We start from the raw sequence: 25,253 nt of genomic DNA, 5'->3' as shown, positions 1-25,253 counted from the left end.
TTTTAGATACAATAGAAGGTCAAATATGGGGACAATCTTCGATGTGTTAATGAAAAAGATGGTGAAATTTGAATAAATATCAATAAAATCAATAGATAACAAGGGTGCTCTAAGCGCCTATACCTATGTTTCTAATAATCCCGAATATGAAAAATTTGGTTTGGAAGTACTCCCAGATTTGATAAAAGATATTGGGCCTGCTGGCGGAATTTACACTGCTTTGCAGCATTCGGAAACCCAATTTAATTTTGTGGTAAGTTGTGATATGCCTTTTGTTACTGCTGCTGCCATCGAATTTATAATAAATAATACGAAAGATAATCAAATAGTTTTAATTGAGAACAAAGGAAGAATAGAACCTTTGTTTGGAATTTATGCTAAAACCTGCGAGCAAGCTTGGTTGCATCTAATAGAGCAGCATAAAATCAAATTGCAAGAAATGGTTTTGCATTTCAAATGGAAGATAATTCCAGTTGAGAATAACGAAATTTTTGCAGCCTCTTTTTTCAAAAACATCAATACTAAGGAAGATTTTAACAACGCATTAAACCGATTTTAATATGGAAATAAACCTACTTGCCTTTGGACAAATTGCAGAAATTACGGGAAAATCAGCTTGGAAAATGACTGGAATAAAAGACACGAATGAGTTGATAAAAAACTTAGAGGAACAATTCCCTACTTTAGTCAAAGTAAAATATTCGATTGCAGTAAATAAAAAGGTGATTCAAGAGAATACAACAATCCATGAAAATGATACGATAGCTTTACTTCCACCATTTTCAGGTGGGTAAAATTTTATTATGAACTATTAAGGAAATTAAGGTTCATTAAGAAGACAACTTAATTTTCTTAATTTCCTTACTGGATTAAAAAACAGGATATGAACACAGAAAACAATTATAATCGATATCAAAGACAAATACAACTCAAAGAAATTGGGTTAGGTGGTCAAGGGAAAATTGCAACCGCAAAGGTGCTGGTTATTGGCGCTGGCGGTTTGGGATGTCCTGCTTTGCAATATTTGGCTGCTGCTGGTGTTGGGACTATTGGTATAGTCGATTTTGATGTGGTTGAAATATCCAATTTACAACGGCAAATTCTATACTCCGTTGCTGATTTGGGGCAATCCAAAGCGGATACTGCAGCGCATAAGTTGAGAGCGCTTAATCCTGATGTAAAAATCGAAGTTTATAATGTTCAAATTACCAATAAAAATGCGCTTGAAATCCTTGAAAACTATGATGTTGTAATCGATGGTTCGGATAATTTTGCGACGCGCTATCTGGTAAATGATGCCTGTGTAATTCTTGATAAACCTTTGATTTACGGTGCTGTTTTGCGTTTTGAAGGGCAAATTGGCGTTTTTAATTTGGTAGACCCAATATCGAATAATAAAACCAATTATCGCGATTTATTTCCCAAACCACCTGATGCTGCTTCGGCGATTTCGTGTAATGATGTGGGAGTTTTAGGTGTGATTCCTGGGATTATTGGAACGATGCAAGCCACAGAAGCCTTGAAAATTATAACGGCTAGTGGTCAGCCATTGGCCAATAAAATTATTTCGTATAATGCTTTGGAAAATAGCTTTTATGATATTGAAGTGTTCGCGAATCCAATGGTACAAACAGACTTTCCAAAGGATAAAGCAGCTTTTTTAAACTATAATTATGAATGGTTTTGTAACTCTAACGCCCACATTGCCACTATTTCTGCTGAAGAATTTGACCAACTTCGAAAGAACGAGGCAATCACCATCATTGATGTTCGGGAAAGTGGAGAACTTCCTATAGTCGATGAGTTTTCATTTCAATTGATTCCTTTGAGCGAATTTGAGAATAGAGTTTCGAGAATTTCGACGGAGAATAAAATAGTAGTTTTTTGCAAATCGGGTCAGCGAAGTGCAAAAGCGATTAGAATTATTAAAGAAAAATTTCCCAACTGCGAAGCTTTCAGTTTAGCTGGAGGGATTGAGGTTTGGAAGAGTATAAATAAGTAATAAGCAACAATATGAAAGAGAAAAAAAAGCACAACGTATTTATCAGCGGGCCGATAACGCCAGATTTTATTGCCAGTAGCATTGCCAAACACAGTTCAAAAACAGATATCGGAGCCCACGACATATTTTTAGGACAAGTCCGAAGCGATATTATTGATGATAAAACAGTAGTTGCTATCAACTACGAAGCCTATCAGGAAATGGCCGATGAACTTTTCCACGAAATCAGAGAGGCTGCGTTTGCCAAATACAATTTAGTGTGTATGCATATTTATCACAGCCTAGGAGTAGTCAAAGCAGGCGAAATATGTCTTTTTGTATTTGTTTCATCCAAACACCGCAAAGTGGCTTTCGAAGCTTGTCAGGATATTGTAGAACAAATAAAAGCAATGACACCCATCTGGGGAAAAGAAATTTTCGAAGATGATTCTTTTGTTTGGAAAGAAAATCAAATTTAAAATGATAATAACAACCAATAAACCAACCAACCAATCAACCAACGGTTGAAACCGTTGGTTATGGTATAATCTTCTAACCTCTAACTTTCAACTTTTAACTGTCACCCTGAGCTTGTCGAAGGGCAACCTCTAACTTCTAACTTCTGACTTCTAACTTCTGACTTCTAACCTCTAACTTCCAACTTCCTATGGTCAATATAACATACAAATCGAGTACACTTCGCATTGCAAAAGCGCAAGCAATTTTAAAAGTCAGTAAAAAAGAGACTATTGAAGCCATTGTCAATAAAACGGTTCCAAAAGGAGATGTTTTTGAAATGGCCAAAACCGCCGGACTCTTTGCCGTAAAACGAACCAGTGATATGATTCCTGATTGTCACCCCATTCCAGTTGAGTTTACAGCGGTCAATTATAGTATCAATGACTTAGAAATTACGATCGTAATCGAAGTCCATACTATATATAAGACAGGAGTAGAAGTCGAAGCAATGCACGGAGCTTCGGTGACAGCACTGACGATGTATGATATGCTGAAACCAATCGACAAGGGAATCGAAATTCACGGCATTAAACTATTGGAAAAAAAAGGAGGTAAATCTGATTTTACCGATAAATTCCGCACTGATTTGAAAGCCTCTGTGATCGTCTGTTCCGATAGTATTTCGGCGGGGCATAAATTCGATAAAGCGGGCAAAGCCATTATTCAAAAATTAGAAAGCTGCAATGTCGGTATTGAAGATTATTCCATTATTCCAGATGATACTATTGGCATTCAAGAAAAGGTACTAGAATTATATGCGCAAAATACCGACCTTATTATATTAACGGGCGGGACAGGGCTTTCGCCAAGAGATAATTCACCAGAAGCGATAAAACCGCTTTTAGATCGAGAAATTCCAGGAATTATGGAAGCCGCTCGCAATTACGGCCAAGATCGCACTCCATTTTCGATGTTGTCTAGAGGAATCGCTGGAATGAAAGGCAAAACGCTAATTATGACCTTACCGGGCTCTACCAAAGGCGCTCAGGAATCTATGGATGCCTTATTTCCGTCGCTGCTGCACATTTTTAGAATTGTAGAGGGAAAACCCCACGAATAATTTTTTTTCGACGAAGCGATTACAAAAACTGTCATTTATGGCAGTTTTTTTGTTTTAATACTTTTAACATTTTATTTTGAAAGCGCTTTTTTTTTGCGGGAATTTTGGCTTTTTCCTCAAATGTTTGCAATTATTTTTATTAACTCGTTAAATTCGATTTTAATGGCCTCATTGTCAATTAGTTGTTAAAAAGACTAATTTGTGTTTTTTTTATTGAAATATGATAAATATCATTTTTTTAGAAGTAGATATCCTATAATTTTATTCCATCAAATATCTTAATATTATGTTAAGAATACTAAAAAGAAAATAATAAATTAAACAATCAAAATTATGAAAACAGTTAAACAAACTATGTTAGTTGTTTTAGGGCTTCTTTTTTTCGCCTTAATAGGATGTACCCACGAGGACTATATTCCTGTTCCTGGCGCAGATGGCGCAGATGGCGCAGCAGGAGTTTCTGGTACAGCATCTTGTGAATCCTGCCACTCGGTAGAGCACCAAAAACCTATTATTGATGCTTACAATTTATCAGCACACGGTAAAGGAATTCAAAATGCGGATGGTTCATTTACAAAACATATTTATGGTACCAATACGGTCCTTCCAGATGGTTCACTAAATAGTGACAGGGCTTTTTGTGCTGAATGTCACTCTCAAGAGGGATACATCGATGTGAAAAAATATGGTAGACCCAATCCAACAGGATATGCTAATTTTGGTTCTATTTCCTGCGAAGGTTGTCACGGTGTAACTCACCGTTCATTTAATTTTACAAAAGATGGTAATGATTACGGTTTAAGAAACATTGCTGCGGTACCACAAAAAATCAATCCAGCCTTTACTTTGAATGCTTCACCTACTGGTGGTGTAAGTTCATCAAATACTTGTATTGGATGTCACCAAACAAGACCTGATTCAAATGGGTATTACAAAAGACCTGTTATTGAAAGTGGTGAAAAAGATGCTTCTGGAGCTGTGGTTATAACTAACGACCCGGTTAAAGGACCATTGTACAGATTCTGGTCTCAAAGAAAATTGGCCGATGCAGTTAAAGGTTATCCAGCGGGAACAACATTTTACAAAAATTACTCTAATTCATTGGATCGAGCTGTGCACGTATCCGAACAAGGAGATTTATGGATGGGAATTACAGGTATTGATATTGAAGGTACTGCCACTCGTTTGCCTGCGGCTAAAACTGCGAAGCACTATACTTCTGCTTCTTGTGTACAATGCCACATGGATAAACCTAAAGCTGGAACTGTAAACACGGGTTCGCATACAATGAAACTTTCTTTCCAATCTTGTGTGTCTTGTCACCCAGCGCCTGAAACTTTATTGACTAGTTTCCATGCGAAATTCGATACTGAAGTTGCTAAGTTGGTAGCGGCATTTAAAGCGCAACCTACTTATTTTAATGTATCTTCAAGTGGTAGTGTGACTCTCAAAACATTTGATAGCGTAACCGGCTTACCGTTCCCTACAACTCCAGCTTCAGGAACCAATACTCCGACTACTTGGTATCAATCAAGAACTGATTTCCCTCTTAAATACGTACAAGCCTATTGGAATTACAAATTAATAACAGGTGATGAAGGCAAAGGAGTTCACAATCCACCTTACACCATGGCTTTGATTCAAAACTCTATTGAGGCTTTAAAATAAAAATGACTTACCTCTGGGATTTAAGTCCCAGAGGTATTCATTTATTACACTAAAGAAGGAAACTTAGTTTCCTGTACAATAGCGCACAGAACTTTAAATCTTTTGGCAATGAAAATTGTTGCATAAGACTTTATAGCAATTATTCAATAAAAAAATAAAGATGAAATGAGCATAAGTATAAATTGGTCGCTAATACCACATATGATATGCGAATTACATATGACCATTAAAAAACAATAAAGTAGGAACATATGAAAAAAATATTTCAATACTTAATGATGCTAACAGTGAGTTTGATGGCAACATCCTGTTATTATGATGAAATGCCACCAGAACCTGAGATTCCTATTCCGGATGTGGTGTCTTACTCGAAAGATATCCAACCACTATGGAATCAGGACTGTATCAGTTGTCATTCGCCAGGTACAGCCGCACCCGATTTGACATCGGCTAATTCCTATCTTGCCTTAACGAAAAATAACAAATATGTTATTCCAGGGAATGCGGCAGGAAGTGTTTTGCACAAATCGCTAATATGGGATGGAGCAATGCCAATGCCAACAATAGTAAAATGGAGCGATTCCAAAATTGCTTTGGTAGACAAGTGGATTAATGATGGTGCTCTTAATAATTAACTATAAATTGAAAATCATGAAATTATTAAAAACAATATTTATAGTTGTACTTGTTTTACCAACAATGATGTTGGCGCAAGAGCAAAAGGATACTGTTGTTGTAAAAACAGACAGTATTGCACCCGAAGTTGAAGTTGAATACGAACGTGCTGCTTTCGAAAGTACCTCGTTGATTGATAATCAAACCGATCGTGTATATTCAAAAGGGACTATCGAAATGATTATGAATCACCGTTTTGGTCTAGTTACTGGAACCAATGATTTGATTGGAATTTGGGCTCCTACGAACATTCGTTTAGCGGTAAACTATTCTATTACCGATAGAATTACAGTTGGATACGGAACTACTAAAGATTATAGATTGCAAGATTTTAGTCTTAAGGGAGCAATTTTAAAACAAACAGTAAATGGTAAAATGCCTGTAAGTGTAACTTACTACGGTAACTGGACTATTAGTGCTTTGCCAAAAGAAAATTTTTATAATTTATCTGATCGTTGGTCGTTTTTCAATCAAATTATTATTGCAAAAAGAATTAATAAAATGTTTTCAGTGCAGTTAGCACCAAGTTATTCTCATTATAATGTTGTACAATCTCCGATGAGCAATGATTTGTTTGCAATTCAATTTGGTGGTCGAGCCAAAGTGACTTCTACGATGTCAATACTTTTAGATGTAAATCAACCTATTAGTTCTCAAGATGTGTTGCCTAAATCTGGTTTTGCAGTGGGAACAGAGTTCTCGACAGTGGGGCATACGTTTCAAATATTTGTTAGTAATTACAGAGGAATCATAAATCAAACCAGTAATATGTTCAATCAAAATGATTTTTTCGAAGGTGATTTTGCTATTGGGTTTACTATTGGAAGAACTTGGTAATTGTTTAATAACCCATTTGTGTAAAAAACTACAATTGGTCAATTAAATTTGAAAAAGAGGATACTCTTTCCAATTTGGATGAGTGATCCTCTTTTTTTGAAATGTAAAAAAGAGTTTCTGGTCTTGTTTTGAGTTTTGTAATTTTAATTAATTAGTATTGAGATGTTTACGATAAATTGTTAAAATTTGAAACTATGATATTTATCATTAAAAATTAGATGGAATTGGCAGAAATTTACAAAGAATTCAAATGCGAATTATATAGAAAGAATAGTTAATTGTTCAATGAATTTCTAAAAAGTAATATATAACAATATGGAAAAAGAAAATAACAATTCATCCAGAAGGAATTTTCTAAAGCTCGGTGCTTTAGGAGGAATTGCTTTGGCAGGAACCGCAATTGCTAGCGCCGTTACTGAGGAAACACCTAAAACAACTGGCAAAAAAGTCAAAGTGCTTACTGCCGATGGGAAACTCGTAGAAGTTGATAGTTCGCTGATTGATCATCATGCAGCAAATGATGATTTTTCGAAAGCAGAACTTCGTCAAGGAGTAGCAGGAAAGAAATTTATTCGCGTAATCGATTTGGGTAAATGTTCTAATGAGAGAAAATGCATAACGGGTTGTCAAAAAGCACATAATGTTTTGGCTCCTGTCGAATATATTAAGGTGAAGAAGATGCAAAATTCGCCTCTTGAATCGCCTTATTGGTTCCCTACAATGTGTTACCACTGCGATAATCCGCCTTGTACCAAGGTTTGCCCTGTAGATGCTACTTTCAAGCGTTCAGACGGAATTGTAGCTATGGATTACGAACGTTGCATCGGTTGTAAATTCTGTATGGCAGCTTGTCCTTATTCGGCTCGTACCTTCAATTTTGGCAGACCTGAACAAGTGAAATTTACCGAAGAGCACGGAAAAGATACTTCAGATCCAAATCATTGTACAACCCCGTATGCTCAAGAGGGCACTGTTACCAAATGTGATTTCTGTACCGACCGTTCTGCTCAGGGATTATTACCAGCTTGTGTTATCGAATGTCCAAATGGTGCCATTTATCACGGTGACGAATTAGAAGATGTTGTTTCTAATGGAGAACATACGGTTAGACTGAAAAAATTATTGGAAGATAGAGCAGGATACCGTCAATTTGAAGAATTGGGAACAAAACCAAGGGTGTATTATTTACCACCAGTGAAACGTGATTTCCCGTTTTAAGACGCAACCGAAGCTCAAAATACGAAAGAGTAATCATTTAAAAAGTATAGAAAATGTCTGAAAATATAAATAAACACGAAAGCTTTACTCAAGAGCAGTATATGGTGATGAAAGATGATTTACTTCGGCCAATCGAAAAAATCGGAAAATCCGGAAAAATATGGATTGCATTTCTGGTAGCGGTTTTTCTTGCTGGAGTTGTTGCCTACATTATTCAAGAAACAAAAAGCAAATATGTAACCACTAGCCTTAGAGATTATACAATGTGGGGTATCTATATATCCAATTTTCTTTTTATGGTCGCCATAGGATTAGTCGGGGTGTTGATGTCAGCGATATTGAAACTTACCAATTTTGAATGGTACCGGCCACTTTCACGAATTGCCGAAGTCATTGCCATTGGCGCAATAATGTTTGGGGGAATAAGTATCGTTGTTGCAATGGGTCGTCCGGATAGATTGCTCAATTTACTGGTTCACGGACGGATTCAATCGCCAATTATTTGGGATGTGATTGGTATCAGTACGGATTTGACAGCCTGCATCATTTTGCTTTTTATACCGTTGATTCCTTCATTGGTTACTTGTAAAAATCATTTGAAAAACCTACCCAAATGGCAGCTAAAAATGTACAATATGCTTTCGTTTGGCTGGCAAGGAACACCTGAACAATGGGCAATATTGAAAAGAACGATGAAGATATTGACCGCCTTAGTTATTCCGTTAGGAGTTATTATTTGTACCATAACCGCCTGGCTGTTTGCTACCACGCTCAGAGCAGAATGGGATAGTACTAACTTTGGTGCCTATTTTGTATCCAATGCGTTTTTGTTGAGTGTTGCGGTAATGACTTTAGCCACTTTTGTTTTTCGTAAAGCCTATAATTTCGGAAAATATTTAACAGAGATGCACTTTGATAAATTAGGACAAGCGATGGTCTTGATGGCTTTAATACACGCTTATTTCAACGTAAATGAGTATTTGATACCTGCCTATAAAATGTCAGGTTTGCACGAAAATACCCTTTTGAACTTATTTATTGGTGAAGATGCTGCATTTTATTGGTCAGTGGTGGTTTTTGGTATAGTTGTGCCTATTTTATTGCCTTTATTCCCAAAGATGAGAAAGCCACTTCCTTTGGCTATTATTTCATTAATTGTATTAATAGCAGGCTGGTTCAGATTGTATTTAATTGTTATTCCTGGTTTGTTGCATCCCTATCTTCCAATTCAAGACGTACCGGATTCCTGGACACATTATTTTCCGAGCGCGGTCGAAATGACTGTAGTTGCTGGCACATTTGCTGGTCTGCTCTTGTTGGTAACTTTGTTTTCGAGATATTTCCCCATCATTTCGGTTTGGGAAGTTGCCGAAGGTGAATTAGAGGGGAAAGAAGAAATATTTAATTATAAATAATTTACAAATGAAAAAGTATAACTATTTCTTAGTAACATCTTTAATGATTTTGTTTGCTATAACAACATCATTTGCTCAAGATAAAGTGGCAAAGATTGCGCTGACTTTTGAAAAAGTGGATTCACTCAATGTTTGTAAAGCATTTGTGACTTCAGAAGGACAACCCGTAATCGAACTACCTGTAAAATTATCTGTAAAAAGATTATTCGCAAACCTTCCAATAGGTGATCCTATTGCAACAGACTCCACTGGCGTTGCCACATTCGAATTTCCTAATGATATTCCTTCACCTGATGGAAAATTAACTATATTTGCTAGTATAGTAGAAGATGAAAACTATATGGATACCGAAACTAGCGGTGTGGTGAATTGGGGTACGATAGTTATCAGTGATAACTCTAATATTGATGAACGTTCCTTTTCAGCAGGAAGAGATAGAGCACCAATATATTTTATAGCCATTTCTTTGCTCATTATTGGTCTGATTTGGGGAACTTTGATTTACGCAGTATTACAAGTATTTAAAATAAAACGCTTAGGAAAATTAGAAGAAATAAAAGAGTAATTATAACTAGTATTAATATTAAAATTTGAAAAACATGAAAAAAATCTTTTTTGGCTTAGCAATTATGGCTGCCTTTATGTTCACACAAACGTCTAACGCTCAAGCAAAACCAAAAGGAAAAGAATGGAAAGTTCCTGCTGCTGATTCTGGCAAAAAAATGCCTGCCGGTATAAATGCCGCAGATGGTAAAGCTTTATGGGGAACCAATTGCAAATCTTGCCACGGTGTAAAAGGTTTAGGAGACGGTCCTAAAGCAGAAAAAATTGACATCTCTTCTGGTGATTTTTCATCAAAAGAATTTCAGTCTAAATCTGACGGGGATCATTTTTACTATACCAAAATTGGTAGAAAACCTATGCCTTCTTATAAAGAGAAACTAAGTGACACAGAAATATGGCAATTAGTGGCTTATATGAGAACTATGAAAAAATAGTAGTAAGTTTAAAATGGAAAGAGGGTTTGAGCAATCGCCCCCTTTTTTTTATGACACTATTTCGGCACGGGTTGCTACAATTACTATCAATAAAAAAAACTGTTCGCCGCGGCGAACAGTTTTAATTGTGGTATGCAATGCTGGATTGTTATTTACTCCACTCAGCAATGCTATCTTTATTCATTTTCACATAATCTTGATTTTTGGCGGCTTCTGCTGCAGCAAGTGAAATTTTAGCAGTTTCAATTGCTCCTTTTTTATCACCTTGTTTTGCTTGTATCAATGATTTCAATCTTGTGTACCAAAAAGGTTTATCAGCATTCATTTCTAAAGCTTTGTTGATGTATTCAAGGGCTTTAGCCGTATCGCCGTTAGATTGAAGTAAATATTGGGAAGCAGAGAAATAATCACCTGCGCTTGGACCGGCCAATACTTTATTAATGCTTGCCATAGCCGCTTTTGCAGTTGGAACTTCAAATTTTATTGCAACAATAGTTTTCTCCCAAGAAATTTCTAAATGAGCATAATTGTTATCTATGTTATTAATTCCTACAGTAAAGCTTTCAACCATACGGTCGATATGTTCTGATTTTACTGTTGTTTTTACCGCTACTTTTGTTTCGTCCCAATTTTCTGGATTTCCCCAATTATCAGTTTTGCTATAGAAAAAGATTTCCCAACTATCCGCTCTTGGAGTACTGAATAGGGCATATTTTCCTTTAGGTAATGTTTTGCCATCGATAACTACATCTTCACTAAATGAAACTGTTGTATTTTCATTGGCTCCAGTTCTCCATAATTTTCCAAAAGGAACTAAATTATTGAAAACGTCTCTTCCTTTGGCGCTTGGTCTTGAATAAACAATTTCAACATTGGTTAAACCTACTACCTGAGTTATGGTTGATTTCGGACTAGGCTGAGGTGTTTTGATCTGAGCTTCAGATGCATAATTGGCAATAATCATTGCAAAAACAAAAATAATTTTTTTCATAATGTATAGTTTAGAATTGTTCAAAATTACAAATTCAAACCACTAAAAATGTTAATTATTTCATAATTTGATTTTTAATACTTTGATATAGTCACAAAACTCAAGTCGTTTAAATTTTCAACTACTACATCAGCGAGCGACAAATCTTGCAGCTTCGAATTTTCGCTATTATAACCCAAACAAAAAAGGCCAGCGGCTTTGGCAGCGCGAATTCCATTGGTGCTGTCTTCAATGACAATGCAATTTTCCTTCGGGGCGATAGATAAACTGGCCGCATATTCAAAAATTTCTGGATGTGGTTTTGAATTGGGAAAATCTTCGCCACTCACAATATGTGAGAAATACTGATGCAAATTGAAACGGTTGAAAACACGTTCAATAGTCACTTTCGCAGCGGATGAAGCCAAGATCAACTGCATTCCATTTTGGTGTAAATCTTGGATTAACTTTTCAACACCTTCTATCAGATATAAATCTTCTTTGCTATCGAAAGCATCATTAAAAAGAGTTCTTTTTCTTTGGATCAATTCTTCTACCTCGCCATCAATAGGAAATAATTCTTTTAGTTTCTGGAAAGTATTTCGGGTGGAGTTCCCCATAAAAGAAGTAAACATATCCTTGGAAACATCAATATTTAATTCGGCAAAGTGTTGAAAATAGGCATAGCTGTGAACGGGTTCTGTGTCAACAATTACACCATCCATATCGAAAATTACTGTTTTTATCATTATTTTTTTAAGTAGTTGCAGATTATATTTTTTTACTGTAAATTTTTACTGAATACTGATCACTGAATACTGACTACTAGTCTAGTTTTCCATCAAAATAAAGGTTCCATTTGTCTTGAACTTTCATTACTTGTTCGATGACTTCGCGAGCGGCGCCTTTTCCACCCTTTTTATGTGAAATGTATTTAGAAATAGCTTTAATCTCTGGACTCGCATCTTGAGGGCAAGTCGGCAATCCTACCAATTGCATTACGTGATAATCAGGAATGTCATCACCCATATATAGCACTTGTTCGGGTTTGATATTGTAAAGTTCTATGTATTCTTTATAGGTTTCAACTTTGTCCGGTGAGCCAAGATGAATGTCGGTAATGCCTAAATTTCGCAAGCGCACACGAACACCTTCGTTGTTGCCTCCAGAAATCACACAAACATTGTAACCGCTTTCCACTGCCGCTTTCAAGGCGAAACCATCTCGAATATTCATCGTTCTTAAAATTTCTCCTTCATTGGTTACAAAAACGGAACCATCAGTAAGAACACCATCGATATCAAAAATAAAAGTGGTGATATCATTCATTATTTCTTTATAACTTCTTGCCATTACTTTGGATTGATTGAGTTAGTATTTTATAAATTGTTTTTTGATTTTTGTCAGTTAAAGCGGTTAGATGTGATTGAATTGTCTGCTGGTCATTGCGTTTTGCAGGGCCAGTTTGTGCATCTTTAGGCGAAAGCGCCATCACCTTGTTTGCGGTTTCCAAAATTAAGGGCTTTAAAATTTCGAAAGAGACTTCGTTTTCGATGCAAATCTCTTGCCCAATTTGGTACAAATGATTCACAAAATTATTGACAAAAACTGCTGAGATATGCAAGGCTTTTCGTTGTATAGAATTGATTTGGTACACATTATCGGAAACGCTTTTGGCTACTTTTTTCAAGAATTCAAAATCGCTTTCGTTTTGGCTCTCTAGACAAATCGGAATTTGATTGAAATCTAATGTTCTATGTTTTGAAAAAGTTTGTAAAGGGTAAAAGATGCCTTTTCTATTTTTTGCGTCGAGTGCATCCATTGAGGCAGTTCCAGAAGTATGAACAACCAGACGATTTTCGAAAGGCAATTGTGCAGAAACTTCAGAAATAGCATCGTCGGAAACCGCAATAATGTATAAATCGGCTGCTGCCAACTTAGTAAAAGTGGTGGTGATTTTATCGGAATCGAGTAGGGGAAGGAGGTTTTCTTTTTGTCTTGAAAACGCTTGAATTACCTCAATTGTGGTGCTTTTGGCGAAAGCCTGAATCAGATGATGGGCAACATTTCCAGAACCAATTAGTACTACTTTGATCATTTGGCAAAATTAATGAAAAAAATAATAAAAGTTGGTACAATGTATAGCAATTGATTTTTAATTAAATGCTGTTAAATATCATATTTATACAAGAATCATTAGCGTATATTTGGCCTAAATTAACAAATACTTAACGACATAAATTCAGTATTTATTACTATTTTTGAGGCGATTTTATAATAACATAATTTCTTACAGATGATCAATAAATTAATTTCTTTTTTATTTTCAACACGATTAATGGCGATACTTTTCGTTTCTTTTGCAATTGCAATGGGAGTCGGAACTTTTATCGAAAGCAAATACAATACAGATACGGCCAGAATTTGGGTGTATAACGCTTGGTGGTTTGAGGCAATTATGTTGTTTTTTATGATTAATTTCATCGGCAACATCAAACGATACAACTTATTAAGAAAGGAAAAATGGGCGACTCTTATGCTGCATTTATCTTTTGTATTCATTATAGCTGGAGCCTTCATTACCCGTTACATTAGCTATGAAGGGATGATGCCAATTCGTGAAGGCAATACTGAAAACATTTTTTATTCTGATAAAATGTACCTCACGCTTTTTGTTGATGGCGAATACCAAGGCGGAATGAAACGCAGGGTTTTCGAAAAACCATTATTACTTTCATCAGTTACCAATAACAATTTTTCTATTGCAGATCAATTTGGGGAGACTCAATTTGAGGTGCAGTATGATAACTTTTTGCTCGGTGCCAAAGAAGTCATCAAACCCGACCCAAAAGGCATTTTTTATTTCAAACTTGTTGAAGCTGGAGATGGCGGACGACACGAGCATTTCTTGAAAGAAGGTGAAGTTCAGAATGTGCACAATACGCTGTTTGCGTTGAACAAACCAACCAAAGGAGCCATAAATATCACGCTCACCGATAGTACATCAACCATTCAAACTCCTTTTGAAGGACAGTTTATGCGAATGGCCGATAAGTTGGAAGGCAAAGTGGTAAAAGATATCGTTCAACCTTTGATGATGCGTTCCTTGTACTCTATAGGAGATATGAGACTTGTTTTTCCTGAACCAGCTATAAAAGGTGTTATTGGGTATGAAGCGGATAATGATTTCAAAGCCAAGCAGCACACAGATGCTTTAATAGTAAAACTTTCTGCTGAAGGGCAAGAAAAAACAATAACTTTATTGGGAAGCAAAGGGCTTGTCGGGGAACCACAAACTGTAAAAATAGGTAACTTAGATTATACTTTTACCTATGGAAATAAAATTCATAAGTTACCTTTTAGTATTAAATTGAATGATTTTATTGCTCAAAGATATCCAGGAACAGAGAAGAGTTATTCATCCTTCGAAAGTCAAGTGACTGTTCGTAATAAAGCGGAAGTTTTTGATGCTAGAATTTTTATGAATAATATTTTAGATTATGAAGGCTATCGCTTTTTCCAATCCTCTTTCGACCAAGATGAAATGGGAACCGTGCTGTCTGTAAGTCACGATTATTGGGGAACACTGATAACCTATTTTGGTTATTTTCTGTTGTATTTTGCCTTGATGGCGATTATGTTTACCAAGTATTCCCGTTTTGCGGATTTAAAACGAAAATTAGAAGTAGTCAAAACTAAAAAAGCCGATTTATTGACTGTTTTAGTACTGCTTTTTAGTATTGGAACTTTTGCACAAGAGCATAACAATGCCCGATTTTTAAATGAAAAGCAATTGGATTCCATTATCCAAAAGCGAAAAGTGACGGAAAATCACGCGGCAAAATTTGGACGATTAATTATTCAGGATGCTGGCGGTAGAATGAAGCCAATCAATACCTTTTCTTCGGAATTGTTGCGAAAAGTGAGTCATAGTGACACCTACAAAGGATTGAATTCAGATCAAGTTTTTTTATCGATGACAGAGGGAGGAAACATTTGGATTCAAGTGCCTTTAATTTATATGAAATCGGGTAATGATAGTATTCGTAAAATTATAGGAATAGATGCAGACAAGAAATTTGCCGCGTTTATTGACTTTTTTGACAACAAAGGAAATTATAAATTAATGTCTTATTTGGAAGATGCTTACAAAGCAGCAAACCCCAACCAGTTTGAAAAAGACTTTATCGAAACGGATAAAAAAGTAAATTTGATGGAATCTGCCTTGAGCGGTAGCATTATGAAAATTTTCCCGATTCCGAACGATCCTAATAACAAATGGGTTTCTTTTCCAGAATTGGCTACTGCTAATATCAGTGGAATGGCAGGTTCCTACACTCAAAACATTTTATTGATGTACTTCACCGAATTAGAAAAGGCATCTACTTCAGGTCAATATGATAAAGCCAATGGATTATTGGAAAGCATCAATGGTTTCCAAAAAAAATACGGCAGTAAAGTGGTGCCAAGCGACGAAAAAATCACTTCGGAAATTTTGTATAATAAATATGATGTGTTTAAAAAGCTTCCGTATTGGTATATGTATGCCGCTATTTTGATGCTTTTATTTACCATTCTGAAAATATTCAAAGAAAGAAAATGGTTGAATTATGCCGTCAATACGATGCACATTATCGTTGGCTTGCTTTTCGCCTTGCATACTGCAGCATTAATTGCTCGTTGGTATATTTCAGGTCACGCACCTTGGAGTAATGCGTATGAGTCGATTATTTATGTTGGTTGGGCAACGATGTTTTTTGGCTTGGCGTTCGACCGAAAATCGAAACTTACTGTGGCTTCTTCTGCCTTTGTTGCCGCAATGATTTTAATGGCTGCCTACATGAATTGGATTGATCCAGAAATCGGGAATTTGCAGCCAGTTTTAAATTCGTATTGGTTGATGATTCACGTGGCCATTATCGTCGCAAGCTATGGCCCATTTGCTTTGGGAATGATTTTAGGGCTCGTTTCTTTACTTCTGATTTTGTTTACCACAGAAACGAACAAGGAAAAAATGAAGCTGAATATTAAAGAAATAACCTATATCAATGAAATGGCATTAACCATTGGATTGATAATGTTGACTATAGGGAATTTTCTTGGTGGACAATGGGCCAACGAAAGTTGGGGGCGTTACTGGGGTTGGGATCCAAAGGAAACCTGGGCGTTGATCAGTATTATGGTATATGCTTTTGTAATTCACGCTCGTTTTGTTCCTGCTTTGAGAGGAAAATGGATATTTAATTTAATGAGTGTCGCAGCTTTCCTATCGATTTTGTTTACCTATTTCGGAGTGAACTTTCACTTAGTAGGTTTGCATTCCTATGCTAGTGGTGAAGCACATTCATTAAACTGGATTTGGTATTCTTTAGGTGCAATTGCAGTAATTGGCGCAATAACCTATCCCAAAGCTCGAAAATACTATTCAAAGAATTCTAAGAAATAGGATTTTTGCCAAATATAAAAAGCTTCCCGTTGTAAACCAATTGGAAGCTTTTTTTGTTACTTATAATGGACACTTCAGCTCTCCTATACCAAAAACGCGTAGAGAATAGTCCAAAATCCTAGGCTATTTGTCACTCCGTAGGACCCGCTACGCACCAGAGTAGGGACGCTTTACAGTGTGACAAACGAACTATTCAGAAGGAATCACAATACATTTTTGGTATTGACCATCATTTTGTAGGCACCCAGTTCAATATTATTAAAATTTTAAGAGATGTTTTAGTTTTTGGAAAATCAATTTAACTAATTTTATCAAAAAATTAATGCTACTATGAAAAATCTAATTATGTGTGCCTTCGCTTCATTTTTTATTTGGAGCTGTCAAGGTCAAAACAAACCAGCTAATACCGATGCAAAAATGGAAAAACAAACTATTTATCAATTTAAGGTAAAAGATTTATCTGGAAAACCATTTGACTTTGCTTCTTTGAAAGGAAAGAAAATAATGATTGTCAACACAGCTTCAAAATGCGGTTTAACCCCTCAATACAAAGAATTGGAAGCATTGTACAAAGAATATTCGGCAAAAGGTTTTGTTATCGTAGGTTTTCCAGCCAATAATTTTGCGGGCCAAGAACCGGGAACTAATGAAGAAATTGCTACTTTCTGTCAAATGAATTATGGTGTTACTTTCCCGATGATGGACAAAGTTTCAGTAAAAGGAAGTGATATGTGCGCCGTTTATCAGTTTTTGACTCAGAAGTCGAAAAATGGATTAGAAGATAGCGAAGTAAGTTGGAATTTTCAGAAGTATCTTTTGAGCGAAAAAGGGGAATTGGTGAAAGTAATTTCTCCGAGAACAGTTCCCACAGATGCTGAAATTGTAAATTGGGTAAAAGGATAGTAATCAGTGATCAGTTTTTAGTAAACAGTTAAAAAGAGTTTGTGGAAGCAAGCTCTTTTTTTTGATTTAAACACAATCTAAATCTTTTCATTCGTAAAAATACTCGCAACAGCCACTTCATAATTTCGGATACTTTGTGCTTTTTTGATTTGTTTCAATACTTTGTGCGGGTTCGAAAATGTGACCGAAAAGTATTCCCATAGATGATACATTTTCAACAAAATATGAGTTTGCCCAGACAACGATTCGCTATAAATGGCGTATAAAGTATCGTGAAATTCACGGAATAATTCCATTTTGTTTTTAGGATATTCAAACGAATTGTTTTTTATCATAGTTGGTAAAAATGGATCCGATATCAATCCGCGACCGATCATCCAGTGGTCTATGCTTGGGAAACGCTGCTGCATTTCGTGAAATTTGGCTACCGATGTAATATCGCCATTGTAATACAGTTTGTGTATTGTGTTGTCGATGCAAAGCTGAAAAGCATCCAGATTTACACCACCTTTGTACAATTGTTTGCCAATGCGTGCGTGAATCGCAATATTTTTAAGTGGATAGGTATCTAGAATAGGTAAAACATCCAAGATTTCTTCGCAAGTTTCATAACCCAAACGCATTTTCATAGAAACAAGAATGTCTGTTTCAGCATGCGCTCTTTCCAGAATATGATTGATTTTTTGGGGATTGCTGATTAATCCAGAGCCCATTCCTGATTTGGTAACCATTGGATAAGGACAACCCAAATTCCAATTCAATTCTTTGTAACCCAATTTACGGACGTATTTAGCTACGAACAAAAATTCATCGGCATCATTCGTAATTACTTGCGGAATGACTTCTATATCCAAATTGTTTTCAGGCAATAAATCCCTTTCATACGAGGCTTTTATTTCCAACTTTCCGTTCAGCCGAATATAAGGCGAATAAAAAGTATCGATTCCTCCAAATAGCTTGTTTTGGGCATTTCTAAAACGAAAATCGGTGAATCCTTGTAATGGAGAAGAAAGAAGAGTGAAGCTCATATTATTAATAAAGGGGCAAAGATACTGTTTTAGACTGAAGATTTTCTTTACTCTACAGGACATCCGCTTTTAAAACTAAATGCTACTTTGTTTTTTATAAAACAATTTAATGGCACACAGATGAGACGGATTATACTGATTCGCACGGATTTCTTATTTTAATTTAGTAAAAAGAATGTGAATTTATGTAAATCCGTTCCATCTGTGTCATCTGTGTGCCAATATATAAAACTTGAAATATATTGTCAATAACCAAATTTTTAAAAGCGAATGACCTGAATTTACTCCAAAATCAACTGCATAAAAACCGAATGCAACCAACGGTTGAATTTATAACCCGATTCTTTGATTATACCCACCGTTTTAAAACCAAATTTTTCGTGAAATTCCACACTACCTTGATTTTCTGAGTCTATCACAGCAATCATAGTGTGGAGTTTTTGCTGTTTAGCCAAGGTAATCAGCTCTTGAAGCAGGAGTTTACCAATGCCTTGCCCGTGAAAATTTTCATTGACATAAACCGAATGTTCGACAGTAAATTTATAAGCTTCGCGAAATCGAAACTCGCTATACATTCCAAATCCTGCCACATTTCCCCCAAGCTCTGCGACAATCACTGGAAAGTTTTTACTGATTTTTTCTTCTAGAATTGCTTTTTGTTGTTCGTAGCTCCGAATTTTGTAGTCGTACAAAGCAGTAGAATTCAAAATATTGTGGTTGATGATATCCAAAATAGCTTGGGTATCTTCGGTTTGGTATGGTCTAATATAAATTTTCATTGATCAATATATTTCTTCTCAAAAGTATGAAAAAGTTGCTCCATCTGAAGGAATTCGGCCGTCAAATTTGTAACTTTGCTATTAAGTTAGGGTTGTAAAACCTCGTACTTCTAACATCTAACCTCTACCTTCAGAAATGGTTTATCCAAAAATACCGCTTGCGCAAAGCATTATCCAAATTTGTTTAGCCAAAGGAATAAAAAATATTGTAATCTCTCCAGGTTCACGAAATGCACCTTTAACAATTGGCTTTGCTAGCAATCCTGAATTCAATTGTTATAGTATTGTTGACGAGCGTTGTGCGGCCTTTTTTGCTCTTGGTATAGCACAGCAAACCAAAATGCCAACTGTATTAGTCTGTACTTCGGGATCCGCTTTATTAAACTATTATCCTGCATTTGTAGAAGCTTTTTATAGTCACATCCCTTTGATTGTACTATCGGCAGATAGACCTCAGAATAAGATTGATATTGGCGACGGCCAAACCATTCGTCAAGAGAAAATTTTCCAAAACCATTCTTTGTATAATGCCAATTTAACCGAAGAAGCATCGGTGGAGAACGATGTTAAAATTAGTCACGCCATAAACAAAGCCTTTTCAAAAAAAGGGCCTGTTCATATCAATGCTCCTTTTGAAGAGCCATTGTATCAGACGGTTACTAAGCAATCTGTCGATTCGACAATTTTAGCGTTAGCCAAAAAACATCCGAAATTATCGATTGAAGAAATCATAGAATTTACAAATATTTGGAATAAATCCAAAAAGAAATTGATTCTTGTTGGTGAGCTAAAACCAAATGAAATAGAGGAAGAATTTATTTCTTTTTTTTCCAATGATGCTTCTGTAGCTGTAATGACGGAAACTACATCCAATTTGAATCATCCTAGCTTCTTGAATAACATTGATACCATAATTACGCCGTTTACCAAGAAAGAATTCAATCAATTTCAACCCGATATCCTAATCACTTTTGGTGGAATGGTGGTTTCCAAAAGGATTAAAACGTTTTTGAGAAATTACAAACCGAAACATCATTGGCATATCGATGTTTTGAGAGCTTATGATACTTATGGTTGTTTGACCCAACATTTTAAAGTGAAGCCCAATCAGTTTTTCAAGCAATTTTTGCCCTTTACTATTCCAATAAAAAGCAACTATCATTCTTTATTCGAAACTATTGCTTCAACTAGAAAGGCAAAACATCGGGAATATCTATCTAAAATTCCTTTTTCGGATTTAAAGGCGTTCGATGCAATTTTACCTGCCTTGCCTGAGAATAGTATATTGCAAATTAGTAATAGTTCAGCTATCCGCTACGCTCAATTATTTGATATAGATCCATCTATCAATGTTTTTTGTAATCGTGGCACTAGCGGAATTGACGGAAGTACATCAACAGCAATTGGAGCAGCCGTTGCTTCGATGAAGCGAGATGAGAAACAAACTGTTTTGCTCGCTGGCGACATTGGTTTCTTTTATGACAGCAATGCTTTGTGGAATAATTACATTCCAAAAAACTTCAAAATTATCCTCATCAACAATGGGGGAGGAGGGATATTTCGAATTTTGCCAGGTCATGAAGAAACGGAGGTTTTTAATACTTTTTTCGAAACATTTCATTGTTTGACAGCCGAGCAATTGGCAAAAATGTATGATCTAAATTATTCTATTGCCAGTGATGAGGCAAGTTTAGAAAAGAGTTTGACTGCATTCTTTGCTCAAAATGATAAACCTAGCATTCTAGAAATTTTTACTCCAACATTACAAAATGACAAGATTTTGCTGCAGTATTTCAAGGAATTGAGTTAACATTTTTGAAATGTACATCAAACAAAAATGCCCGTAAATCCTACGATTTACGTGCATTTAGTTCTTGATAATAAAATTATGGAGGTGCTTTAGGACGAGAATAATACCAATTGTAATTTTAAAATGGTCTAATCCATTTAATAATTTTACAATGGTTTATGCCGATAGACAATATAATGAGTACAATTTATTGGACTCTTATATATTGCTAATCGGTATAATGTTAAACTCGGCTGTTTACTTTGGTTTTGAAATGATATCTTACCTAGATGCAAATTTAATTGTAATTAAGCAGTACCAAGATAACTAAAACTCTTTTTCCCCAAATTCACTTGTAGGTAATTTGTTTTTGCTCGAGAGTTTATTGAAGTTATAGCTGAAATTGAGCATCAACACGTTGGTTTCATAAATATAGTTCGTGGTGGTGTAAAAGTCGTCTCCCCAAGTGGTAATTCGTTGCTGATTGGAATTCATATTTCCAAAATCAATGAATTGCCATTGAAAACCGATACTTCCTCTACCGTCAAAAAGCATTCTTTTTACCGACAAATTGGGAGTTAAAAAGCTTGAATCTTCCCCTTGAGCAGTTGGTTTTTTCGAGGTATAATTGAAATTTGCTGTAACACTCCAATTTTTGTCTAAAGTAGCCGTTCCATTACCATTAATAGAATAAACCCAGTCTCCATTGCTTACGGTTGAGGTTTCCCCTAGGATGTCTAATTCCCCATTAATTTTGTAGTTGTACACATTAGCTCCCAAATACAATGAAAGCCATTTTTTGGGCTTGTAATTCGATCCAAATTCCATTCCGTACAACCTAGCTCTTTTGGCATTGGTGTACACACGATTCAGGATGGTATCATTGTACACGCTATTGACTCTTTGAACTGGATTTTTGATGTTTTGATAGTATAGCAAATAAAGTTCCCTTTTTGAAGGTATGATTCATACCAATTTCTGCTAAATCAATGAACTGAGGCAATAAATCTGGATCTCCTTGTTCAAGTGTTTCAGAGTGTTCACGTTCCGGTATTGGATTTAACTCGGAATTGTTGTTGCGTTGCACTCTTTTGCTGTAGCCTACTTTGGCATTCCAAGCGTCATTGAAAGTGTACAAAACATTGGCAGACGGAAAAAGATTGCTAAAATTCATCAAATGCGGACTCACATCAGTCGAGAGTACCACCTCTCTTTTGGCGTATTCGTAGCGCAAACCACCCACATACTGCAGCTTTTCTGTTTTTCCGGAATATTGCGAATAGACCGCATTAATCCAATTGGTGGTTTTGGCAGTTCCTCTAAATACCGAATTGTCGACTGGTGGAACAGGTTCTGGGTCAATCGTGTATCCAAAATTACCATCCTGAAAGTCATAGCGATATTGGTAACCACTTTCGAGCTTGCCTTTTCCAATTTCGATAGCATAATCTAATTTTCCTCGAATACCATATAAAGGATTCGTATACGGATTGGTCACTTCTTGAAAGACATCCTGTTTGCCAGGATAATCCATATTTAAGTTGATGGTATTTCCATACAAATTCGCGTGTTCGTATAAGGCAGAAGCGGTTAAAGTAGATTTGTCGGCAAAACTGTGTGTGTAATCAAAATTAGCCAAAGTGAACTTACCTTGTTTGGTTTGCACATTCGAGTTGAAGTATGTAAACTGATTTAAAATAGCAGCGGTTGTTAAGTCGGATGTACTATTGTTATAAACTAAATCGGCTCTTCGGGCTTGGTATTTCTTACCTAAATAAAAAGCAAAGTTGAACGCATTATTAGCATTTGCGGCATAGGAGATGGCAGTTTTTGCACCGTAATTGAACTTATCAAAACTTCTTTCTCCGCTTGATGGGAATTCGGTCATGGTGTTGGCGTCGAAATCTTTGGTGTACACATAGCCTTCGCGATAGCCATTATTGTCATTTCGCAAATAATTTAAGGTCAATGCGATATCCCATTTATTTTTTTTGTAATTAGCTGTAACGTCAGCCCCAAAACGAATGGGTTTCTCTAAATTATTATAATCATTAGTGCTAGGTAATCCGGCAGAGGCATTGGTTGTGATTGCCAAACCATCCAAACTTCCTTTAGTAGTCACAATGTTGATGATTCCACCTTTGCCGTCGGGATCGTATTTGGCTGTTGGAGCAGTAATCAATTCAATAATCTGAATCGTGTTGGCTGGCATTTGACTCAAAATAGTTGCCGCATCGGTCAAAACCGGTTTGCCATTGACTAGTACTAAAAAACCATTGGAGCCTCGAAGACTTATTTGGCCTTCACCATTAACGGTAACCGAGGGTAAATTTTTGATTACATCGATCGCAGTTCCGCCTTTGGCCGTTTCAAACTGGCTGGCTTTGTATTGTTGTTTGTCTATTTTATTAGTGGAATTGGGTTTTTTATTGGAAACAACCACCTCGTTTAAGACTTGGCTGCTTTCTTTCAATTTAATTTTATCCAATTGAATGGCTTGATTGCTTACTTTGATATTCTCAATAAGTTGTTCTTGGTAGCCTATAAAGTAAATTTTGAGTTTATACGTTCCTGCTTTTACATTTTGAATCGTGAAATTTCCATTTTTATTGGTAACAGCTCCCGCAATAACAGCGTTGTCTATTGGATTTATCAAGGCTGCACTAGCATATTCGATAGGTGCCCCATTTTGATTATCAAGAACAGTACCTTTGATGTTTGTGTTTTGTGCTGAAATGTTGTTAAACCAAAAAAGAATAGCAAGGCTGTATAAGAAGTATGGTTTATAAGTCATTCGTTGAAAAAAGTCTTGAAGTTATAATTTAAGATGCAAATATAGGTTAACCGCAATCAATGCTATTGTTATTGGACAAATAATTTAAAGCTCTGCTCTATGGTGCAAATTCCAGTGATATTGACCACCCAATTCCAATTTAAAGTGACCACCTGATTCCAATTCAAAATGACCACCTGATTTCGGAGTAAATTGACCACCCCAATTTTTCATTTAAAACTACTTTTTTTCATCTGTTAATTAATACTCAAATATACTCAATAAATTATACCTTGTTTAGACTTTTTTTCTTCCGCATCGATTCTCCTAGCAATTCGATTCTGTGTGATTGATGTATGAGTCTATCCAAAATGGCATCGGCTATGGTTTTTTCGCCAATTATATCATACCAACCCTGCACTGGGATTTGTGAGGTAACGATAATTGATCCATTGTTGTGCCTGTCTTCGATGATTTCTAAAAGCGTAATTCTGTTATGACTATCGAGTGCCTGGAGTCCAAAATCATCAAGAATAATTACATCTTGTCGCTCTATTTTGGCAAGTTCTCGTAAATAGGAACCATCCGCTTTAGCCATTTTTAATTTGGCAAATAATTTTGAGGTGTTAAAATAACTCACTTTAAAACCATGTATACAGGCTTGATAGCCCAATGCGGTTCCTAAATAGCTTTTGCCTACACCAGTACTTCCAGTGATTAAAATGTTTTCGTTTTTTTCTACAAACTCACATTCTGCAAGGCGTAGCACCAAGGTTCGTTCCAGATTACGTGCAGGATCAAAACTAATGTTTTCAATGTTTGACTTATAATGGAATTTGGCATTCTTGATACTTCGTTCAATACGCCTGTTATGTCTTTCATCCCATTCGGCATCGATAATCATTGACACAAACTGATCGAGTGTGTAATGGTCAGTTTTACCGCTTTCGATAGCGGTTCTAAAAGCATTATGCATTCCATAAAGCTTCATTTGTTTCATTTTGGTTACTGTAGATTCATTCATATTTATTGGATTTAAATTTAGTTAATAGGTATAGGCGTTTAGGTCGCCCAAAAACGAAAATAGTATTACCTTTGTCAAATGAGTACAAGGGAGAAATTTATAGGTGTGAATTCAATAACATTTAACAAGCGATTTAAGGAAGATGCAGACTGTTATGAATACCTTTCGTT

At 35.9% G+C, this 25,253-nt stretch carries 23 protein-coding genes and 1 pseudogene; 15 read left to right on the top strand and 9 right to left on the bottom strand.

The window, feature by feature from the left end; all coding sequences use genetic code 11:
- The first annotated feature begins 76 nt into the window (after nucleotides 1-76).
- The 12 genes from ACIQ1E_RS08350 to ACIQ1E_RS08295 all read left to right on the top strand — a co-directional run bounded on the left by ACIQ1E_RS08350 (nucleotide 77) and on the right by ACIQ1E_RS08295 (nucleotide 10,371).
- Entirely contained in the window at nucleotides 77-559 is a 483-nt protein-coding gene (locus ACIQ1E_RS08350; protein ID WP_396170454.1) for a molybdenum cofactor guanylyltransferase, read from the top strand.
- Nucleotide 560: 1 nt separating this feature from the next.
- On the top strand, nucleotides 561-794 hold the full coding sequence (locus tag ACIQ1E_RS08345; RefSeq protein ID WP_396170452.1) for a MoaD/ThiS family protein: 234 nt from the start codon (nucleotides 561-563) through the stop codon (nucleotides 792-794).
- A gap of 89 nt (nucleotides 795-883) precedes the next feature.
- On the top strand, nucleotides 884-2,002 hold the full coding sequence (moeB, locus tag ACIQ1E_RS08340) for a molybdopterin-synthase adenylyltransferase MoeB (RefSeq protein ID WP_396170450.1): 1,119 nt from the start codon (nucleotides 884-886) through the stop codon (nucleotides 2,000-2,002).
- 11 nt (nucleotides 2,003-2,013) lie between these two features.
- Nucleotides 2,014-2,460, top strand: a complete 447-nt coding sequence (locus ACIQ1E_RS08335; RefSeq protein ID WP_396170448.1) for a molybdenum cofactor biosynthesis protein MoaE — start codon at nucleotides 2,014-2,016, stop codon at nucleotides 2,458-2,460.
- Between the two features lie 188 nt (nucleotides 2,461-2,648).
- Nucleotides 2,649-3,560 (top strand): bifunctional molybdenum cofactor biosynthesis protein MoaC/MoaB, encoded by a 912-nt coding sequence (gene moaCB, locus ACIQ1E_RS08330; RefSeq protein WP_396170446.1) that lies wholly within the window; start codon nucleotides 2,649-2,651, stop codon nucleotides 3,558-3,560.
- 333 nt (nucleotides 3,561-3,893) lie between these two features.
- Nucleotides 3,894-5,228 (top strand): multiheme c-type cytochrome, encoded by a 1,335-nt coding sequence (locus ACIQ1E_RS08325; RefSeq protein ID WP_396170444.1) that lies wholly within the window; start codon nucleotides 3,894-3,896, stop codon nucleotides 5,226-5,228.
- 251 nt (nucleotides 5,229-5,479) lie between these two features.
- Nucleotides 5,480-5,863, top strand: a complete 384-nt coding sequence (locus tag ACIQ1E_RS08320) for a hypothetical protein (protein ID WP_396170443.1) — start codon at nucleotides 5,480-5,482, stop codon at nucleotides 5,861-5,863.
- A gap of 16 nt (nucleotides 5,864-5,879) precedes the next feature.
- Nucleotides 5,880-6,740, top strand: coding sequence for a DUF5777 family beta-barrel protein (locus tag ACIQ1E_RS08315; RefSeq protein ID WP_396170441.1), 861 nt, complete (start codon nucleotides 5,880-5,882; stop codon nucleotides 6,738-6,740).
- 315 nt (nucleotides 6,741-7,055) lie between these two features.
- Complete coding sequence (locus tag ACIQ1E_RS08310) at nucleotides 7,056-7,958, top strand: 4Fe-4S dicluster domain-containing protein (protein ID WP_396170439.1); 903 nt, start codon at nucleotides 7,056-7,058, stop codon at nucleotides 7,956-7,958.
- Between the two features lie 53 nt (nucleotides 7,959-8,011).
- Nucleotides 8,012-9,373 (top strand): NrfD/PsrC family molybdoenzyme membrane anchor subunit, encoded by a 1,362-nt coding sequence (gene nrfD / locus ACIQ1E_RS08305; protein WP_396170437.1) that lies wholly within the window; start codon nucleotides 8,012-8,014, stop codon nucleotides 9,371-9,373.
- Between the two features lie 7 nt (nucleotides 9,374-9,380).
- Nucleotides 9,381-9,938, top strand: coding sequence for a hypothetical protein (locus ACIQ1E_RS08300; RefSeq protein ID WP_396170436.1), 558 nt, complete (start codon nucleotides 9,381-9,383; stop codon nucleotides 9,936-9,938).
- Between the two features lie 34 nt (nucleotides 9,939-9,972).
- A complete protein-coding gene (locus ACIQ1E_RS08295; protein WP_396170434.1) occupies nucleotides 9,973-10,371 on the top strand; it encodes a c-type cytochrome in 399 nt (132 codons plus the stop codon).
- A gap of 148 nt (nucleotides 10,372-10,519) precedes the next feature.
- Here ACIQ1E_RS08295 and ACIQ1E_RS08290 read toward each other — a convergent pair whose 3' ends face one another.
- From ACIQ1E_RS08290 to ACIQ1E_RS08275, 4 genes are all read right to left on the bottom strand, one after another.
- Nucleotides 10,520-11,362: a DUF2911 domain-containing protein gene (locus ACIQ1E_RS08290; RefSeq protein ID WP_396170431.1), complete on the bottom strand. Its 843-nt coding sequence runs from the start codon at nucleotides 11,360-11,362 to the stop codon at nucleotides 10,520-10,522.
- Between the two features lie 74 nt (nucleotides 11,363-11,436).
- A complete protein-coding gene (locus tag ACIQ1E_RS08285) occupies nucleotides 11,437-12,090 on the bottom strand; it encodes an HAD family hydrolase (RefSeq protein WP_396170429.1) in 654 nt (217 codons plus the stop codon).
- 76 nt (nucleotides 12,091-12,166) lie between these two features.
- On the bottom strand, nucleotides 12,167-12,694 hold the full coding sequence (locus tag ACIQ1E_RS08280; protein ID WP_396170427.1) for a KdsC family phosphatase: 528 nt from the start codon (nucleotides 12,692-12,694) through the stop codon (nucleotides 12,167-12,169).
- On the bottom strand, nucleotides 12,678-13,439 hold the full coding sequence (locus tag ACIQ1E_RS08275) for a Rossmann-like and DUF2520 domain-containing protein (protein ID WP_396170425.1): 762 nt from the start codon (nucleotides 13,437-13,439) through the stop codon (nucleotides 12,678-12,680). Before ACIQ1E_RS08275 ends, ACIQ1E_RS08280 begins: the two co-directional genes overlap by 17 nt.
- Before the next feature lie 198 nt (nucleotides 13,440-13,637).
- Between ACIQ1E_RS08275 and ccsA the strand changes: the two genes are divergently transcribed.
- Both ccsA and ACIQ1E_RS08265 read left to right on the top strand, forming a co-directional pair.
- Nucleotides 13,638-16,787, top strand: coding sequence for a cytochrome c biogenesis protein CcsA (ccsA, locus tag ACIQ1E_RS08270; protein WP_396170424.1), 3,150 nt, complete (start codon nucleotides 13,638-13,640; stop codon nucleotides 16,785-16,787).
- 330 nt (nucleotides 16,788-17,117) lie between these two features.
- The gene (locus ACIQ1E_RS08265) at nucleotides 17,118-17,690 is read left to right on the top strand and encodes a glutathione peroxidase (protein WP_396170422.1); all 573 of its coding nucleotides are present in this window, start codon (nucleotides 17,118-17,120) and stop codon (nucleotides 17,688-17,690) included.
- A 77-nt stretch (nucleotides 17,691-17,767) separates the two neighbouring features.
- On the opposite strand, the gene ACIQ1E_RS08260 is transcribed toward ACIQ1E_RS08265, so the two are convergent.
- Both ACIQ1E_RS08260 and ACIQ1E_RS08255 read right to left on the bottom strand, forming a co-directional pair.
- Entirely contained in the window at nucleotides 17,768-18,718 is a 951-nt protein-coding gene (locus ACIQ1E_RS08260; RefSeq protein ID WP_396170420.1) for a tRNA dihydrouridine synthase, read from the bottom strand.
- Between the two features lie 281 nt (nucleotides 18,719-18,999).
- Nucleotides 19,000-19,497: a GNAT family N-acetyltransferase gene (locus ACIQ1E_RS08255; RefSeq protein ID WP_396170418.1), complete on the bottom strand. Its 498-nt coding sequence runs from the start codon at nucleotides 19,495-19,497 to the stop codon at nucleotides 19,000-19,002.
- Between the two features lie 136 nt (nucleotides 19,498-19,633).
- Between ACIQ1E_RS08255 and menD the strand changes: the two genes are divergently transcribed.
- Nucleotides 19,634-21,307: a 2-succinyl-5-enolpyruvyl-6-hydroxy-3-cyclohexene-1-carboxylic-acid synthase gene (gene menD, locus ACIQ1E_RS08250; protein ID WP_396170416.1), complete on the top strand. Its 1,674-nt coding sequence runs from the start codon at nucleotides 19,634-19,636 to the stop codon at nucleotides 21,305-21,307.
- A gap of 306 nt (nucleotides 21,308-21,613) precedes the next feature.
- On the opposite strand, the pseudogene ACIQ1E_RS08245 reads toward menD, so the two are convergent.
- The 3 genes and pseudogenes from ACIQ1E_RS08245 to istB form a co-directional block, all read right to left on the bottom strand.
- Nucleotides 21,614-24,080 (bottom strand): annotated as a pseudogene (locus ACIQ1E_RS08245) (TonB-dependent receptor domain-containing protein).
- 84 nt (nucleotides 24,081-24,164) lie between these two features.
- Nucleotides 24,165-24,293, bottom strand: a complete 129-nt coding sequence (locus tag ACIQ1E_RS08240) for a hypothetical protein (RefSeq protein WP_396170415.1) — start codon at nucleotides 24,291-24,293, stop codon at nucleotides 24,165-24,167.
- A gap of 52 nt (nucleotides 24,294-24,345) precedes the next feature.
- Nucleotides 24,346-25,083: an IS21-like element helper ATPase IstB gene (istB, locus tag ACIQ1E_RS08235; protein ID WP_396170413.1), complete on the bottom strand. Its 738-nt coding sequence runs from the start codon at nucleotides 25,081-25,083 to the stop codon at nucleotides 24,346-24,348.
- Nucleotides 25,084-25,253 lie beyond the last annotated feature (170 nt).

This window comes from Flavobacterium sp. (assembly GCF_044348915.1).
Classification (GTDB): domain Bacteria; phylum Bacteroidota; class Bacteroidia; order Flavobacteriales; family Flavobacteriaceae; genus Flavobacterium.
This window is presented reverse-complemented; position numbering and strand designations above follow the sequence as displayed.

Excerpts from the sequence above, each read along its gene's own strand:
- ACIQ1E_RS08285 (WP_396170429.1), bottom strand. The coding sequence starts at position 12,090 with ATGATAAAAACAGTAATTTTCGATATGGATGGTGTAATTGTTGACACA.
- ACIQ1E_RS08260 (WP_396170420.1), bottom strand. The coding sequence starts at position 18,718 with ATGAGCTTCACTCTTCTTTCTTCTCCATTACAAGGATTCACCGATTTT.
- menD (WP_396170416.1), top strand. The coding sequence starts at position 19,634 with ATGGTTTATCCAAAAATACCGCTTGCGCAAAGCATTATCCAAATTTGT.
- ACIQ1E_RS08275 (WP_396170425.1), bottom strand. The coding sequence starts at position 13,439 with ATGATCAAAGTAGTACTAATTGGTTCTGGAAATGTTGCCCATCATCTG.
- ACIQ1E_RS08315 (WP_396170441.1), top strand. The coding sequence starts at position 5,880 with ATGAAATTATTAAAAACAATATTTATAGTTGTACTTGTTTTACCAACA.
- ACIQ1E_RS08295 (WP_396170434.1), top strand. The coding sequence starts at position 9,973 with ATGAAAAAAATCTTTTTTGGCTTAGCAATTATGGCTGCCTTTATGTTC.
- ccsA (WP_396170424.1), top strand. The coding sequence starts at position 13,638 with ATGATCAATAAATTAATTTCTTTTTTATTTTCAACACGATTAATGGCG.
- ACIQ1E_RS08310 (WP_396170439.1), top strand. The coding sequence starts at position 7,056 with ATGGAAAAAGAAAATAACAATTCATCCAGAAGGAATTTTCTAAAGCTC.
- ACIQ1E_RS08280 (WP_396170427.1), bottom strand. The coding sequence starts at position 12,694 with ATGGCAAGAAGTTATAAAGAAATAATGAATGATATCACCACTTTTATT.
- ACIQ1E_RS08255 (WP_396170418.1), bottom strand. The coding sequence starts at position 19,497 with ATGAAAATTTATATTAGACCATACCAAACCGAAGATACCCAAGCTATT.
- moeB (WP_396170450.1), top strand. The coding sequence starts at position 884 with ATGAACACAGAAAACAATTATAATCGATATCAAAGACAAATACAACTC.
- ACIQ1E_RS08320 (WP_396170443.1), top strand. The coding sequence starts at position 5,480 with ATGAAAAAAATATTTCAATACTTAATGATGCTAACAGTGAGTTTGATG.
- ACIQ1E_RS08345 (WP_396170452.1), top strand. The coding sequence starts at position 561 with ATGGAAATAAACCTACTTGCCTTTGGACAAATTGCAGAAATTACGGGA.
- ACIQ1E_RS08240 (WP_396170415.1), bottom strand. The coding sequence starts at position 24,293 with ATGAAAAATTGGGGTGGTCAATTTACTCCGAAATCAGGTGGTCATTTT.
- moaCB (WP_396170446.1), top strand. The coding sequence starts at position 2,649 with ATGGTCAATATAACATACAAATCGAGTACACTTCGCATTGCAAAAGCG.
- ACIQ1E_RS08300 (WP_396170436.1), top strand. The coding sequence starts at position 9,381 with ATGAAAAAGTATAACTATTTCTTAGTAACATCTTTAATGATTTTGTTT.
- nrfD (WP_396170437.1), top strand. The coding sequence starts at position 8,012 with ATGTCTGAAAATATAAATAAACACGAAAGCTTTACTCAAGAGCAGTAT.
- ACIQ1E_RS08290 (WP_396170431.1), bottom strand. The coding sequence starts at position 11,362 with ATGAAAAAAATTATTTTTGTTTTTGCAATGATTATTGCCAATTATGCA.
- ACIQ1E_RS08265 (WP_396170422.1), top strand. The coding sequence starts at position 17,118 with ATGAAAAATCTAATTATGTGTGCCTTCGCTTCATTTTTTATTTGGAGC.
- ACIQ1E_RS08335 (WP_396170448.1), top strand. The coding sequence starts at position 2,014 with ATGAAAGAGAAAAAAAAGCACAACGTATTTATCAGCGGGCCGATAACG.
- ACIQ1E_RS08325 (WP_396170444.1), top strand. The coding sequence starts at position 3,894 with ATGAAAACAGTTAAACAAACTATGTTAGTTGTTTTAGGGCTTCTTTTT.
- istB (WP_396170413.1), bottom strand. The coding sequence starts at position 25,083 with ATGAATGAATCTACAGTAACCAAAATGAAACAAATGAAGCTTTATGGA.